Annotated in this window: 14 protein-coding genes; 10 read left to right on the top strand and 4 right to left on the bottom strand. The window is 55.5% G+C overall.

Features of this window, described 5'->3' with window-relative positions:
• Positions 1 to 2 precede the first annotated feature (2 nt).
• The 3 genes from ACCC84_RS03630 to ACCC84_RS03620 all read right to left on the bottom strand — a co-directional run bounded on the left by ACCC84_RS03630 (position 3) and on the right by ACCC84_RS03620 (position 3,490).
• Positions 3 to 1,787 carry a GMC family oxidoreductase gene (locus ACCC84_RS03630; protein WP_371901559.1) on the bottom strand — a complete coding sequence of 595 codons (1,785 nt, stop codon included), beginning with the start codon at positions 1,785 to 1,787 and terminating at the stop codon, positions 3 to 5.
• A gap of 2 nt (positions 1,788 to 1,789) precedes the next feature.
• Positions 1,790 to 2,518: a gluconate 2-dehydrogenase subunit 3 family protein gene (locus ACCC84_RS03625; RefSeq protein ID WP_039992169.1), complete on the bottom strand. Its 729-nt coding sequence runs from the start codon at positions 2,516 to 2,518 to the stop codon at positions 1,790 to 1,792.
• Between the two features lie 306 nt (positions 2,519 to 2,824).
• Positions 2,825 to 3,490 (bottom strand): transglycosylase SLT domain-containing protein, encoded by a 666-nt coding sequence (locus ACCC84_RS03620; RefSeq protein WP_273867858.1) that lies wholly within the window; start codon positions 3,488 to 3,490, stop codon positions 2,825 to 2,827.
• 109 nt (positions 3,491 to 3,599) lie between these two features.
• Here ACCC84_RS03620 and ghoS point away from each other — a divergent pair, with 109 nt between their 5' ends.
• From ghoS to ACCC84_RS03590, 6 genes are all read left to right on the top strand, one after another.
• Positions 3,600 to 3,899: a type V toxin-antitoxin system endoribonuclease antitoxin GhoS gene (ghoS, locus tag ACCC84_RS03615; RefSeq protein ID WP_004963708.1), complete on the top strand. Its 300-nt coding sequence runs from the start codon at positions 3,600 to 3,602 to the stop codon at positions 3,897 to 3,899.
• Between the two features lie 147 nt (positions 3,900 to 4,046).
• Positions 4,047 to 4,985: a metal ABC transporter substrate-binding protein gene (locus ACCC84_RS03610; RefSeq protein WP_004963718.1), complete on the top strand. Its 939-nt coding sequence runs from the start codon at positions 4,047 to 4,049 to the stop codon at positions 4,983 to 4,985.
• Positions 4,982 to 5,872 carry a manganese/iron ABC transporter ATP-binding protein gene (locus tag ACCC84_RS03605; protein ID WP_004963720.1) on the top strand — a complete coding sequence of 297 codons (891 nt, stop codon included), beginning with the start codon at positions 4,982 to 4,984 and terminating at the stop codon, positions 5,870 to 5,872. Before ACCC84_RS03610 ends, ACCC84_RS03605 begins: the two co-directional genes overlap by 4 nt.
• Positions 5,872 to 6,738 (top strand): metal ABC transporter permease, encoded by an 867-nt coding sequence (locus ACCC84_RS03600; protein ID WP_004963723.1) that lies wholly within the window; start codon positions 5,872 to 5,874, stop codon positions 6,736 to 6,738. The genes ACCC84_RS03605 and ACCC84_RS03600 overlap by 1 nt, the downstream gene beginning before the upstream one ends.
• Positions 6,738 to 7,619: a metal ABC transporter permease gene (locus ACCC84_RS03595; protein ID WP_004963726.1), complete on the top strand. Its 882-nt coding sequence runs from the start codon at positions 6,738 to 6,740 to the stop codon at positions 7,617 to 7,619. The genes ACCC84_RS03600 and ACCC84_RS03595 overlap by 1 nt, the downstream gene beginning before the upstream one ends.
• Positions 7,620 to 7,804: 185 nt before the next feature.
• On the top strand, positions 7,805 to 8,671 hold the full coding sequence (locus ACCC84_RS03590) for a fructosamine kinase family protein (RefSeq protein ID WP_198774025.1): 867 nt from the start codon (positions 7,805 to 7,807) through the stop codon (positions 8,669 to 8,671).
• A 48-nt stretch (positions 8,672 to 8,719) separates the two neighbouring features.
• On the opposite strand, the gene ACCC84_RS03585 is transcribed toward ACCC84_RS03590, so the two are convergent.
• Positions 8,720 to 9,280, bottom strand: a complete 561-nt coding sequence (locus ACCC84_RS03585; protein WP_004963732.1) for a YniB family protein — start codon at positions 9,278 to 9,280, stop codon at positions 8,720 to 8,722.
• 194 nt (positions 9,281 to 9,474) lie between these two features.
• Between ACCC84_RS03585 and ACCC84_RS03580 the strand changes: the two genes are divergently transcribed.
• From ACCC84_RS03580 to kduD, 4 genes are all read left to right on the top strand, one after another.
• Positions 9,475 to 10,746 (top strand): HdeD family acid-resistance protein, encoded by a 1,272-nt coding sequence (locus ACCC84_RS03580; RefSeq protein WP_371901558.1) that lies wholly within the window; start codon positions 9,475 to 9,477, stop codon positions 10,744 to 10,746.
• A 66-nt stretch (positions 10,747 to 10,812) separates the two neighbouring features.
• Positions 10,813 to 11,478, top strand: a complete 666-nt coding sequence (gene hxpB, locus ACCC84_RS03575; RefSeq protein ID WP_004963738.1) for a hexitol phosphatase HxpB — start codon at positions 10,813 to 10,815, stop codon at positions 11,476 to 11,478.
• A 253-nt stretch (positions 11,479 to 11,731) separates the two neighbouring features.
• The gene (gene kduI, locus ACCC84_RS03570) at positions 11,732 to 12,568 is read left to right on the top strand and encodes a 5-dehydro-4-deoxy-D-glucuronate isomerase (RefSeq protein ID WP_004963741.1); all 837 of its coding nucleotides are present in this window, start codon (positions 11,732 to 11,734) and stop codon (positions 12,566 to 12,568) included.
• Between the two features lie 33 nt (positions 12,569 to 12,601).
• Complete coding sequence (gene kduD / locus ACCC84_RS03565) at positions 12,602 to 13,363, top strand: 2-dehydro-3-deoxy-D-gluconate 5-dehydrogenase KduD (RefSeq protein ID WP_004963744.1); 762 nt, start codon at positions 12,602 to 12,604, stop codon at positions 13,361 to 13,363.
• The last annotated feature ends 152 nt before the right edge of the window (positions 13,364 to 13,515 follow it).

Below are 13,515 nucleotides of genomic sequence, written 5' to 3'. Positions count from 1 at the left end.
CCTTATGCCTGCACCAATGGGCCTGGGTTCTTCAGATACTGCTCGCGGATAGCCCGGGCAGACCAGTACGCCAGCGCCGCGACGGTGCCGGTCGGGTTGTAGCCCAGCCCTTGCGGGAAGGCAGACGCGCCAATCGAAAACACGTTGTGTACGTCCCAGCTTTGCAGATAGCGGTTTACCGCGCTGGTCTGCGGGTTTTCGCCCATCACCGCGCCGCCGTTCATGTGGGTGGTCTGGTAGCTGGTGGTGTCAAAATGGCTGTCGGCGTTTTTCGGACTGCCGATAATGTGTTTCGGGTTCATCGCCTTGGCAATCGGAGCCATCTTGTTGAACATGAACTGCGCCATCTTGATGTCGTTTTCCTGCCAGTCGAAGGTCATGCGCAGCAACGGCTGACCGAACACGTTTTTGTAGTTCGGGTCGAGGTCCAGATAGTTGTTGCGGTAAGACTGGTGCGCACCGTGCGCATCCATCGATACATGATGGGTGTAGGCTTCCGCTACCGCCGCCTTCCATTCGCTGCCCCAGGCCGGGGTGCCGGCCGGTGTCGGCAAGCCCGAAATCGGCTTGGTACCCGCCTGGTTGACCCAGAATGGCGAGCCGCCGACAAAGCCCTCTTTGGCGTGATCGAAGTTGTCTGCGTTGAAGTCGTCAACGCCAACGCCGTTGCCGCCCGCACCGATAAACGGATTGGTGTGCACGTTTTTATCGAAGAACGCTTTAATGGTGGTCATGTTCTGATAGGCAAAGTTACGCCCCACCACCCCTTCTCCGGTCAGCGGATCGTACGGTTTGCCGATGCCGGACAGCAGCATCAGGTGTACATTGTGGAACTGGAACGCTCCCAGGATCACCAGATCGGCCGGTTGTTCCACTTCACGCCCCTGTGCGTCGATGTAATTCACGCCGGTAGCGCGTTTTTTATCGTCGGTCAGGTTCACTTTCAGTACGTTGGCGTTGGTGCGCAGCTCGAAACGTTTCTCCATACGCAGCGCTGGCAGAATATTCACGTTCGGCGAGGCTTTGGAATACATGTAGCAGGCGTAACCGCTACAGAAGCCACAAAAGTTGCATGGCCCCATCTGAGCGCCGTATGGATTGGTGTAAGAATCCGAGGTATTGGCCGACGGCAGGTTATATGGATGATAACCGACCTCGGTCGCCGCTTTTTGGAACAGTTGCGCAGAGTAGGTATTCTTTTGCGCCGGCAGCGGGAAATCGTCGGAACGATCTGGCGCGAACGGGTTGCCCCCCTTGCCTGCACCAACCACTTTCCCCTTGATCGACCACGCGCTGCCGGAGGTGCCAAACACCTTCTCCGCCTTGTCAAAGTACGGTTCCAGCTCGTCGTAGGTCACGCCGAAGTCCTGGATGGTCATATCCTTGGGAATGAAGTTTTTGCCATAGCGCTCTTCATAATGGCTGCGCATGCGCAGTTCGATCGGATCGATGCGGAAATGTACCCCAGACCAGTGCAGTCCGGCACCGCCCACGCCGGTACCCGGCAGGAATGCCGCCAACTGACGGTATGGCACCGCGGTCTGGCTGCTGTTATGGCGAATGGTCACCGTGCTTTTCGACAAGTCCTGGAACAGTTTGCGGCGAATATTATAGGTAAGTTCGTCGATAACCTGCGGATAGGAACCGTCCGGGTAGGTATCGCGCATCGGCCCACGCTCCAGCGCAACCACGTTCAGCCCCGCTTCGGTCAGCTCCTTGGCCATGATGGCGCCAACCCAGCCAAACCCGACGATCACCACGTCCTTTTTCTTCATTAGCGTTGCCATTGTTATCCTCTCTCCCCACGAATCGAAACCGGTGGGAAGGGATAACGTTCCCCTCGCTCAACCCAGTCCATAAAGTCGGCGCGCGCACCCGGAAAATTAATCAGCTTCCAGCCAACCATGTCTTTATTACCGCCATGGATCGGATCGCTGAAGAAACCTTCGCGGGTGTTTTGCAGCAGGTAGGAGAAAAACAGCTTGGCGGGCACCTGTTCGAACTCGGCTTCACCAGCTTCCATCTGTTTCAGCATCGCGTCCTGTTGTGCGCCATCCAACTGGGCAAACACCTTGCCATGCTGCTTTTTGCTGTAACCGTCGGCGTCGGCGATGCCCAGATTGTAAATCTGCTTTGGCACCAGCGGTAACTGATAACCCAGCTCCTTAGGTACGTCCGGGTTGAATGGCCCCTGCATATACCAGATGGCACCGGTGGCATAGGGAGTATTCATCTGGCGATCGATAAATTCCGGCACGCCAGCTTCCAGCGCGCCTGGGCCACGATCGTCGGCCGGGATCAACCGCGCCACCGCGGCGTTGATAAAGGCCCACTCTTCCGGCGTGAAGAAAGTGGGTTGATAAGCGTCAGTTGTTGCGGGTGTGTTACTGGCAGCATTGGCGGCTGCCGGCGCGGTCAAAGCCCCGACGCTACTGCCGCCAATCACCGCAGCAGGGATCAGGGTCATCGATTTGAGTAAGAAATCGCGCCGCGAATTGTTAGTTTTATCGTCCGACATATCACATTCCATCCAAAGATAATCACAACTATTTAACCTCAACCGTGCGGTTGATGTGGGTTTTAAACATAATTTGTAACTTTTTTGTCTATTTATTGAAGGCCAAAAAATAATCTTTAGCAAAAATGTTACCGGTAACTTATTGAATGGACGCAAAGAATTGACCACAGCCGACAAATTGACTTTTTGTGCTGTTTTTTGGCTAACGGCAGGAGAAATAACGAAAAATGAGATATTCGACGGGTTTGCGCGCTTAAGAAAGTAAAAAAACCGGCCAGGAAGGCGCCGGTTTTTCACGGGTTCGGGTTATTGCTGCATCGCCTGGTAAGCGGTTGTCACCTTCCACAGGTAACGCGGCGCCTGCGGTGCTGGGTGTTTCTTCTGTATGTGCTGGTAAAACTCGTCCGGGCTCATTTGGTTGATGCGGTTCACCGCCACCCGCTTGTCCGAAGAGAAGGTGCGCAGCATCGCGCCAGCACCATTGACGTAGGAGACGATGGTAGCGTATTGCAGAGTTTTAGGGTTGGTAATCCCGGCTAGCTGTTGGCTTTGAAGAATATTGATATAGGCCGTTCCCAGATCAATATTGACCGCCGGATCTTTTAATTCTCGCGAACTGGGTTGCCCCTTTTTGCCCTTCATACGATAGGCATCACGCCCGGCAGTAGAGGCTTTCAACTGCATCAGCCCCACGGCATTGGAGGTGCTGACCACGCTTGGATTAAATCCGGATTCAACCTGGATAATCGCCTTGATCAGCGTTTCATCCACGCCGTAATGGCTGGCGGCCTGGCTGATATAGTCGTTGTAGGCAACCGGGGTGCCGGTGCGGTTGACCGGTGCCTGCGGCGGCGGCAGCAACCACCCTCCCTTGCCTGTGCCACTGCCCGTTGTGCTGCTGGTTGTCTGCGGGTCTTTCGCGCACCCCGCCAAAAGCGTAATTGCCATCAGGCAACCAATTTTTGTTTTCACAGAATCCCTCACTCCTTTCAATGAGTTGCGTAGCAGAGGCAACGTGTAAGGACGCCTGCATTCATTTTTTGGTCTATTCTCATGCTATCCATATACCAAGAGGTGATTTATGAGTCAATCTGCGACCAGGTGTTTTGTGGTGACTTTTCGCTACCAGGAAGAAGGATTAACTGATTTGGCGAAGCTTACCGGACAATTGACCCGCGAAGGTTTCACCACTGCGCTGACGGATAAAGACGGAGTTTCGCACGAGTTGGGTAGCAATAGCTTTGCGCTGATAACCTCATTGGATCAAGCAGATACCGAAAAACTGGCACAAGGACTCGGGCAGGTTGCGTTAGGAAAAACGCCAGAAGTGTCGATATCTACTTATGACGAGTATGTTAAACAGTTACACACCGATAACTAGTTACATACGGATACATTAAATGCTATAACTCACCGGACGGTATTATTTGTTGATGCTGGAATCAACCTGTCGTCAGTTGCTTGTGACGCTTGACTTCATGATAAATGATATTGATAATCATTTTCATTTAAACAAGGAGAAGTCACCATGCTACTGAAACCGAACGCATTTCCCTTTGAGCAACGCGCAACACGATGGCTGCGCCCGTTTGTTCTGCCTGGACTGCTGCTGGCTGCCGCGCTGTTCAGCCACCCTGCGCTGGCCGAAAAGAAACTGCGCGTGGTGACGACCTTCACCATTATTCAAGACATTGCGCAAAACGTGGCCGGCGATGCCGCCGTGGTCGAATCCATTACCAAACCCGGCGCAGAAATTCACGATTATCAACCCACGCCGCGCGATATCGTCAAGGCGCAGCACGCGGATCTGATCTTATGGAACGGCATGAACCTGGAGCGTTGGTTCCAGCGCTTCTTCGAAAATATCAAGCAGGTGCCTGCGGCGGTGGTTACCGAAGGCATTACGCCGCTGCCGATCCGCGAAGGGCCGTACAATGGCAATCCCAACCCGCACGCCTGGATGTCACCCACCAACGCCCTGGTATATATCGATAATATTCGCCAAGCGCTGGTGAAGTACGATCCGGCCAATGCCGAAACCTACAATCGCAACGCCAAAGCCTATGCAGAAAAAATTGCCGCGCTTGACGCCCCGCTGCGTGAACGACTGTCGCGTATTCCGGCGGCGCAGCGCTGGTTGGTGACCAGCGAAGGCGCGTTTAGCTACCTGGCGAAAGATTATCAGTTGAAGGAAGTCTATCTGTGGCCAATCAACGCCGACGAGCAAGGCTCACCGCAGCAGGTGCGGCGGGTTATCGACGCGGTGCGCGCCAATAACATTCCGGTGGTGTTCAGCGAAAGTACCATTTCCGACAAACCGGCCAAACAGGTGGCAAAGGAAACCGGGGCCAACTACGGTGGCGTGCTGTACGTTGATTCGCTGTCTGCCCATGACGGACCGGTACCGACATATATAGACTTGCTGAATGTAACCGTGCAGACCATTGCCAAAGGATTTAATCAATGACCGCTGAGGCGTTTGTCCGACCCGAATTGAACGTCGATGATGTCACCGTCACCTACAACAACGGCCATACCGCGATTTACGACGCCAGCTTCTCACTCACCGGCGGCGCCATCTGTGCCCTGGTCGGGGTGAACGGCAGCGGCAAATCGACGTTGTTTAAAAGCATTATGGGGCTGGTGCGCCCCACTCACGGCCGCGTATTGCTCAGCGGCAAACCGATTGCCGATGCGCTGAAGAAAAACCTGATTGCCTACGTCCCACAAACGGAAGACGTTGATTGGAACTTCCCGGTACTGGTGGAAGATGTGGTGATGATGGGGCGTTACGGCAAGATGAATTTTCTGCGTATTCCTTCCAAAGACGACCGTCAGCGCGTGGATAACGCGCTGGCGCGCGTCGGTTTGAGCGAGCTGCGCAAGCGGCAGATCGGCGAGCTGTCCGGCGGGCAGAAAAAACGCGTATTTCTAGCCCGGGCGCTGGCGCAGCAAGGCAGCGTACTGTTGCTGGACGAGCCGTTTACCGGCGTTGACGTCAAAACCGAAAACGCAATTATTGACCTGTTGCGCGCGCTGCGCGACGAAGGCCACCTGATTCTGGTTTCCACTCACAATCTGGGTAGCGTGCCGGAATTCTGCGATCGGGTAATACTCATCAACCGCACGGTGCTGGCCGCAGGCCCGACCGAAACCACCTTCACCCAGAGCAATCTGGAGCTGGCGTTTGGCGGCGTGTTGCGCCATATCAACCTGTCCGGCCCGGATCTGCACGACGATAACGATCCGCGTACCGTTACGGTGCTGACCGACGACGAACGGCCGGCGGTATTTTACGGTCACACCAAAAGCGATCCACCAGCGCAAAGCCAGCCAAAGGAGAAACAATCCTGATGCTGGAGATTCTGCTGCAACCCTTCAATTACAACTACATGGTCAAAGCCATTTGGGTCAGCGCCATCGTCGGCGCCGCCTGCGCGTTCCTGTCGGCCTATCTGATGCTGAAAGGCTGGTCACTGATGGGCGATGCCCTGTCACACTCGGTGGTGCCTGGCGTTGCCGGCGCTTATGCCTTGGGGCTGCCCTACGCCGCCGGCGCATTCTTTACCGGCATGCTGGCGGCGCTGGCAATGACGCTGGTACGTCACGTTACCCGTCTGCGCGAAGACGCGATTATCGGTTTTATCTTTTCCACCTTTTTTGCCGTCGGGCTGCTGATCGTCTCGCTAAATCCGACCTCGGTTAACGTGCAGTCGATTATTTTTGGCAATATCCTCGGCATCGCCGATGAGGACGTGCTGCAGGTAGAGATTATCATCGGCGTCTCACTGGTTATTCTGTGCCTGCTGTGGAAGGACCTGCTGGCAGTATTCTTCGACGAGAGTCACGCGGTGTCGATTGGCCTGTCGCCGCTGCGGCTGAAAATCCTGTTCTTTACCCTGCTCAGCGCCTGTACCGTTGCGGCATTGCAAACCGTTGGCGCCATTCTGGTGATCGCCATGGTGATCACCCCTGGCGCAACCGCCTATTTACTGACCGACCGCTTTAGCCGACTGGTGATCATCGCTATCATTATCGGCGCGCTGACCAGCGGTATCGGCGCCTATTTAAGCTTCTTCCTTGATGGAGCCACCGGCGGCGTGATCGTCACCCTGCAAACCGTGGTATTCCTGCTGGCGTTTGTGCTGGCACCGAAACATGGCCTGCTGGCGAGCAAACGTCGGGTGGCGCGCGCTGAACACCACGGGGAGGAAGGCTGATGGAAATGTTATATCAATGGCTCAGCGAGCCCTTCGCCTATCCGTTTATGCAACGGGCGATCGTGGCTGCCATCGTCACCGGCGTGGTGTGCGCGGTACTGTCATGCTATCTGGTGCTCAAGGGCTGGTCGTTGATGGGCGACGCCATTTCACACGCCGTACTGCCTGGAATCGTACTGGCGTTCGTTCTCGGTATTCCCTTGGCCATCGGCGCGTTTCTCTCCGGTATATTTTGCGCACTCGCCACCGGTTATCTAAAGGAAAACAGCCGGGTGAAGGAAGACACGGTGATGGGCATCGTCTTCTCCGGCATGTTCGCCTTTGGGCTGGTGCTTTTTTCGCGAGTGGATACCGATCAGCACCTGAGTCACATTCTGTTCGGCAACATGCTCGGCATCACCGACGGCGAACTGAAACAAACGCTGCTGATTGCCGGTATTACGCTGGCGGTGGTGCTGCTGAAGCGCCAGGATCTGATGCTGTACTGCTTTGATCCCAGCCATGCACGGGTAATTGGCCTGCCGGTCAAACTGCTGCATTACGGCTTGCTGTGCCTGCTGGCAATGACCATTGTCGCCTCGTTGCAGGCGGTGGGGGTGATTCTGGTGATCGCCATGCTGATAGCTCCAGGGATTATCGCCTTCCTGCTGTGTCGCAGTTTTGACCGCATGCTGCTGGTTGCCACCGTGGTGTCAGTGTTTTCCTGCGTGCTCGGCACCTTGATAAGCTTTCATATCGATGGTGCAACCGGACCATGCATCGTCATCGTACAGGCCGTGCTGTTCGTCATCGCCCTGCTCTACAGTCGCATTAAGCCGTTACAACGTCACGAAGGTACGCTACTGGATGATAAATCCCGCTCGCGCGCTCCCCGCGCCTAGCAGTAGGAAAAACTAACCTCGGCACAGGAGTATTTAAATTAATCAATAGCGTATATACTTTGACCAGATGTGCGATTGTGACAAATACGCCAACGGTAACGCACGGCTGTGCGCCATATCGTGTTTTCACCATGTCAAAGACGCTAAGCTAATGAAACAGCAGGCAACACAGAGGGGGGAATACCATGTGGCAAGCCGTTAGTCGTCTGTTAAGTGAACATCTTGGCAACGCAGAAATCCGCCAAAGGACTGAACTGCCGGGGGGCGAAATCCACCCGGCGTGGCGCGTGAATTACGGTGACAGCGAGGTGTTCGTCAAGTGCGACGCCCGCGAGTTGCTGCCTATTTTCACCGCCGAAGCGGATCAGCTGGCATTGCTGGCGCGTAGCAAAACCGTGCGCGTGCCGGCGGTCTACGGCGTCGGCAGCGATCGCGACTACAGTTTCCTGCTGCTGGAATACCAGACGCTCAAGCCATTGGATGCCCACGGCGCCCATTGTCTCGGACAACAGCTGGCACGTCTGCATCAGTGGAGCGAACAGCCGCAGTTCGGCCTCGATTTTGATAACGATCTTGCCACCACACCGCAGCCCAATGCCTGGCAACGCCGCTGGGCCGAATTCTTTGCCGAACAGCGCATCGGTTGGCAGCTACAGCTGGCGGCGGAAAAAGGCATGACCTTCGGTGATATCGATGAACTGGTCGACATCGTCTACCTGCGTTTGCAGAACCACCAGCCACAGCCTTCCTTGCTGCATGGCGATGTGTGGCCAGCCAACTGCGCAATGACTGCCAACGGCCCAATGCTGTTCGACCCCGCCTGCTACTGGGGCGATCGAGAATGCGATCTTGCCATGCTACCGTTGTACCCGGAACTGCCGCCGCAAATATATGATGGCTATCAAAGCGTTTGGCCGTTGCCCGCCGACTTTATCGAACGTCAGCCGCTGTATCAGCTCTATTATCTGCTCAATCGCAGCAACCTGTTTGGCGGCCAGCACCTGGTCGCAGCGCAGCGTGCCATCGACAGCCTGCTACACCCTGAACCATAAAAAAGGGCCCGTGACGGGCCCTGTTTTTACCTGTCGCGAGCCCGTCGATCAGGCGCCGCCGGCCAGGCTTCCCAGCAGTTTGATGACAAAATAGGCCACCACCGCTATCACGATGGGCAAAATATACAGCGGGAAATATTGCAAGAAAATGGTGTGGTGCGGCAGTGTAATACGCTGTTCCAATTGAGCACGCGTAAGCCCTTCACTGCCCTTGGCCTGTTCAAGGATCAACTGATCTTCCAGACGTTCGCGGATGAACTTCACCTGTCGTGACATACGCGCGCCGGAAGCGCACAGCGCCAGCCCGACAAAGATAAGGAAATAGATAACGATAAACATCAGGTTGCCGCCGCTGAACAGGCTTTTATCGAGATTCGGCACCGGCGAGTTATACCAGAACAGGTTAAGAAACGGTGTATTGAAACGCACCATATCCACCATGACATGCACAAAGTCCAGCATCACCGCATTGATGCCTTTGGTTTTCTCACTGTGTTGATAGATAAAGTTGAGCAGTGAAATCAGCGTCGACAGCAACGCCGGGATGAATACCAGCCATCCCAGGATACGTTTAATGATGGCAATACGCCCTGCCTGTTGATACGTCATGGATTCCCCTTGTTAGCGACGCAGCCGTAATGGCCTAAGTCTACCCGTTGTTGCCGGGCTACGCCCACCGTTTTCTTTACACAGATCGGGTGGAATTATCCGATATCAACAGCTTAGCGTCTAAGTACGACGACAGCGCTGTTTTTTCGCATCGCGTTATACTGTTATCCCAAGGCATTATAAAAGGAACGATAATGATTCGGCTGATCGTCTTGTTGCTCGGCGCCCAGGCACTGCACCGGCAACGTCGCGCTTTACAGCTGCTTGGCTGGTTTTGGATCATCGTTGGCGTACTGATGCTGATCGATGTGTTGCAGGACGGGCGTTCACTGCTGGCGCTGGATGCGTTGGCGCTGATGCTGGCACTCGAGGGGGTGGTGGCCATCTCGGCGGCTTTGGTGATTGGCGGCAGCGGCCGGCCGGTGCTGCTGAAGGGCCTCGGGTTTATTTTTATGGCATTTCTGGTGCTCGACGTGCCGGCCGACGGCAATATCGTTTCTAGCGTGGTATTCGGCAGCGCGTTGCTGCTGGACGGCGTGGTGCGCATCGCGTCCTCAACCGTGATCCAGCACAGCCGCTGGAAGATTGTCGCCCTGGCCGGTAGCGGCGAACTGTTACTGTCGCTGATGATCTTTATCGGCTGGCCGGCACCGCATCGCATGACGGTGCCCTTTTGCCTTGGCCTGATGATGATCCTCTCTGGCTGGGCTTTGCTGCGCATTTCGCGCCGCCTGATGCACTTTACCCTGAATCGACAAGATACCGAATCGCCGTCACACACGGCTACCCAGCCGCTGACGGTATATGTCTGGACCCCACTTGGCACGGCGAAAGATGCACGCCGTCGCTATATCGTTGACCGTTACATTGCCGCAGTCGATGGTTCAGGCGTGATCTCTACCGGTCATGCGGCGCTGGAACGGGCTCCTGATATCTATATCAGCCATTATCCGCGCGATGAAATCGATCGGTCGGCACAGGATTTTCGCCGCTTGCTGCATGCCGGGGAGCAGAATAACGTCGCCGGCCGTTTTCTGCCCAGCTTGCAACAAGAAACGGCCGAATGGTGCCCACCGGACAAACACATTCACTTCTGCCGCTATAACTCCAGCGCTCTGCGCACCTTCTGGCAGCACTACCGCCAGGACGATACCTACAACTTGACGCGACGCAACTGCTCAACCACGGTGATTAGCGCGCTGGACAGCGCACTGGAAGGCGTACTGGGCGGCCGACAGCTATGGCGACGCTTTCTGATGTTGTTGCTGGATCCTAACCTGTGGGTGTTGGCGATGTTGCGCAGCCGCGGTGAAAGCATGACCTGGACGCCGGGGCTGGTGCTGGACTATACCCGCATGCTGAAACAGGTGACCGAACGCCAGGATCAACGCTGGCTGCTGAAATTACGCAAACTGGCACAGCGTCTGGCGGCAATTCCCCGTAGGCAGCGGCGGCAAAAGTTTTAGTCACATCGGCGACAATGCTACAGTAAGGTCAATATTTCCTTATGGCGCCCGCAGGAGTGACCGCTAATGGCCTATTCGCAACAGATTGAAAGCGCAATTTTTGATATGGACGGCTTACTGATTGACTCCGAGCCGCTGTGGCTGCAGGCAGAGCTGGATATTTTCGGTTCGCTTGGCCTCGACCTTTCCGATCGGCACAATCTGCCGGACACCCTGGGCCTGCGTATCGATCTGGTGGTCAAGCTATGGTATCAGGCCATGCCATGGCAAGGCCCTTCGCTGGAACAGGTATCGGCACGCATTATTGAACGCGCCATTGAACTGGTGCACGAAACGCGCCCACTGTTGCCGGGCGTGCAGCAAGCGCTTGAACTGTGCCGCTCCCAGGGCCTGCATATTGGACTGGCGTCTGCCTCGCCGCTGCATATGCAACAGCAGGTACTGAAAATGTTTGAACTGGAACCCTATTTTGATCGGTTGGTTTCGGCGGAATATTTGCCTTACAGTAAACCGCACCCGGAAGTTTACCTGATCGCAGCCGAACGTCTGGGCAGCGATCCACTGCGCTGCATCACGCTGGAGGACTCGTTCAACGGCATGATCGCTACCAAGGCGGCGCGTATGCGTTCGATAGTGATCCCGGCACAGGAATACCGCCAGGATCCGCGCTGGGCATTGGCAGATCACCAATTGTCGTCGCTCGAGCAGCTGACGCCGGCACACCTGAGATAATCCCCCCGCCTTCCTATGATTTACTGCGCACTGCCGACCAGGCAGTGCGTTTTTGCCTTGTCGGTCAAAAACCAAGACCGCCGTCAAAATTAAATAAAACATTATTTCATTTTTATTGAATTCGCATACCGACCACCCTATGCTGTCGCCATAACAGAAAGCGCCGGGTTGTCGGTCGCCGCTGTCACTGCCACGCAGCGTCATCGTTTACCCGGTGCTTTCTTCCTGTCACTTCAGCAAGCGAGGCATTGAGATGGACGTCCGTCAAAGCATTCACAGCGACCATGCTAAACAGCTCGATACCGCCGGATTACGCCGCGAATTTCTGATCGAAAACATCTTTGAGGCCGATCGGTACACCATGACCTACAGCCACATCGATCGGATTATCGTTGGTGGAATCAAACCGGTGAATAAAACGGTCAGCATCGGCGACGAAGTCGGTAAGCAACTGGGCGTCAGTTATTTTCTGGAGCGCCGCGAACTGGGCGTGATCAACATCGGCGGTGCCGGTACCATCGAGGTGGATGGACAGCGCTATGAGATTGGCAATCAGCAGGCACTGTATGTGGGTCAGGGTGCCAAACAGGTTGAATTCAGCAGCGCCGATGCCCGTCGCCCCGCCAAGTTCTACTACAACAGCGCGCCAGCGCATACCGCGTATCCCAACCGGAAAATCACCTTGGAGGAAGCCTCGCCGCAAACGCTGGGCGATAACGCCACCAGCAATCGCCGCACCATCAATAAATTCATCGTGCCGGACGTGCTGCCGACCTGCCAGCTCACCATGGGCCTGACCACGTTGGCGGAAGGCAATCTGTGGAACACCATGCCCTGCCACACCCACGAGCGGCGTATGGAGGTGTATTTCTATTTTGATATGGACCAGGACACCGCAGTATTCCATATGATGGGACAACCACAGGAAACCCGACATCTGCTGGTACACAACGAACAGGCGGTGATTTCACCGAGCTGGTCAATCCATTCCGGCGTTGGCACCAAACGCTACACCTTTATCTGGGGCATGATTGGCGAGAATCAGGTCTTCGGCGATATGGACCACGTCGCCGTCAGCGACTTGCGCTGATCCCCCCTTTTCGAACCACGAGAGAAGCTGGCTATGATTCTAGATTCCTTTGATCTAAAAGGTAAAGTGGCGCTGGTGACCGGGTGTGATACCGGGCTGGGCCAGGGTATGGCAATCGGGCTGGCGCAGGCCGGTTGCGATATCATTGGCGTTAACCGCAGCGATCCGCAACAAACCCGCGATCGGGTCAGCGCGCTGGGGCGCCGCTTTCTGACGCTACAGGCCGATCTGAGCAGCGTGGCGGTGATCCCCAGCGTACTGGAACAGGCCATTGCCGAATTCGGCCGTATAGACATTCTGATCAATAACGCTGGTATTATTCGCCGCGAAGATGCAATTAACTTCAGCGAAAAAGACTGGGATGACGTGATGAATGTGAACATCAAAACCGTGTTCTTTTTGTCGCAAGCGGTAGCACGTCAATTTATCAAGCAGGGATCCGGTGGCAAAATTATCAATATCGCCTCCATGCTGTCTTACCAGGGCGGTATTCGCGTACCGTCGTATACCGCCTCAAAGAGCGCAGTGATGGGCGTAACCCGCCTGCTGGCCAATGAGTGGGCCAAACACGGCATTAACGTCAATGCCCTCGCGCCTGGCTACATGGCCACCAACAATACTCAACAGTTGCGCGCCGATGAGGAACGTAATCAGGCGATTCTCGATCGTATCCCTGCCGGCCGCTGGGGACTGCCGCAGGACATGATGGGGCCGGTGGTGTTTTTGGCGTCAGCCGCCTCTGATTATGTCAATGGCTATACCGTGGCGGTCGACGGGGGCTGGCTGGCACGGTGATCCCCCGCAACATCATTCCGACCAGGGCTCCGCATGGAGTCCTGGTTGCTTGCCGCAGGGTCATCGCATCACCGGCAGCGCGGAAACTGTCCAACTCATTGTAAATTCGGCGATTTAAACAATTAGTTACAGCGTCACCCATTCCATTACTG

This window comes from Serratia odorifera, from assembly GCF_041448735.1.
In the GTDB taxonomy this organism is placed as follows: domain Bacteria; phylum Pseudomonadota; class Gammaproteobacteria; order Enterobacterales; family Enterobacteriaceae; genus Serratia_F; species Serratia_F odorifera.
Note: the sequence above shows the minus strand (reverse complement) of the source record. Positions and strands in the feature narration are given on the sequence as shown.

Bases quoted from the DNA above. Each gene is read 5' to 3' on its own strand.
- ACCC84_RS03630 (WP_371901559.1), bottom strand. From the start codon at position 1,787: ATGGCAACGCTAATGAAGAAAAAGGACGTGGTGATCGTCGGGTTTGGC.
- ACCC84_RS03625 (WP_039992169.1), bottom strand. From the start codon at position 2,518: ATGTCGGACGATAAAACTAACAATTCGCGGCGCGATTTCTTACTCAAA.
- ghoS (WP_004963708.1), top strand. From the start codon at position 3,600: ATGAGTCAATCTGCGACCAGGTGTTTTGTGGTGACTTTTCGCTACCAG.
- ACCC84_RS03610 (WP_004963718.1), top strand. From the start codon at position 4,047: ATGCTACTGAAACCGAACGCATTTCCCTTTGAGCAACGCGCAACACGA.
- ACCC84_RS03605 (WP_004963720.1), top strand. From the start codon at position 4,982: ATGACCGCTGAGGCGTTTGTCCGACCCGAATTGAACGTCGATGATGTC.
- ACCC84_RS03600 (WP_004963723.1), top strand. From the start codon at position 5,872: ATGCTGGAGATTCTGCTGCAACCCTTCAATTACAACTACATGGTCAAA.
- ACCC84_RS03595 (WP_004963726.1), top strand. From the start codon at position 6,738: ATGGAAATGTTATATCAATGGCTCAGCGAGCCCTTCGCCTATCCGTTT.
- ACCC84_RS03590 (WP_198774025.1), top strand. From the start codon at position 7,805: ATGTGGCAAGCCGTTAGTCGTCTGTTAAGTGAACATCTTGGCAACGCA.
- ACCC84_RS03585 (WP_004963732.1), bottom strand. From the start codon at position 9,280: ATGACGTATCAACAGGCAGGGCGTATTGCCATCATTAAACGTATCCTG.
- ACCC84_RS03580 (WP_371901558.1), top strand. From the start codon at position 9,475: ATGATTCGGCTGATCGTCTTGTTGCTCGGCGCCCAGGCACTGCACCGG.
- hxpB (WP_004963738.1), top strand. From the start codon at position 10,813: ATGGCCTATTCGCAACAGATTGAAAGCGCAATTTTTGATATGGACGGC.
- kduI (WP_004963741.1), top strand. From the start codon at position 11,732: ATGGACGTCCGTCAAAGCATTCACAGCGACCATGCTAAACAGCTCGAT.
- kduD (WP_004963744.1), top strand. From the start codon at position 12,602: ATGATTCTAGATTCCTTTGATCTAAAAGGTAAAGTGGCGCTGGTGACC.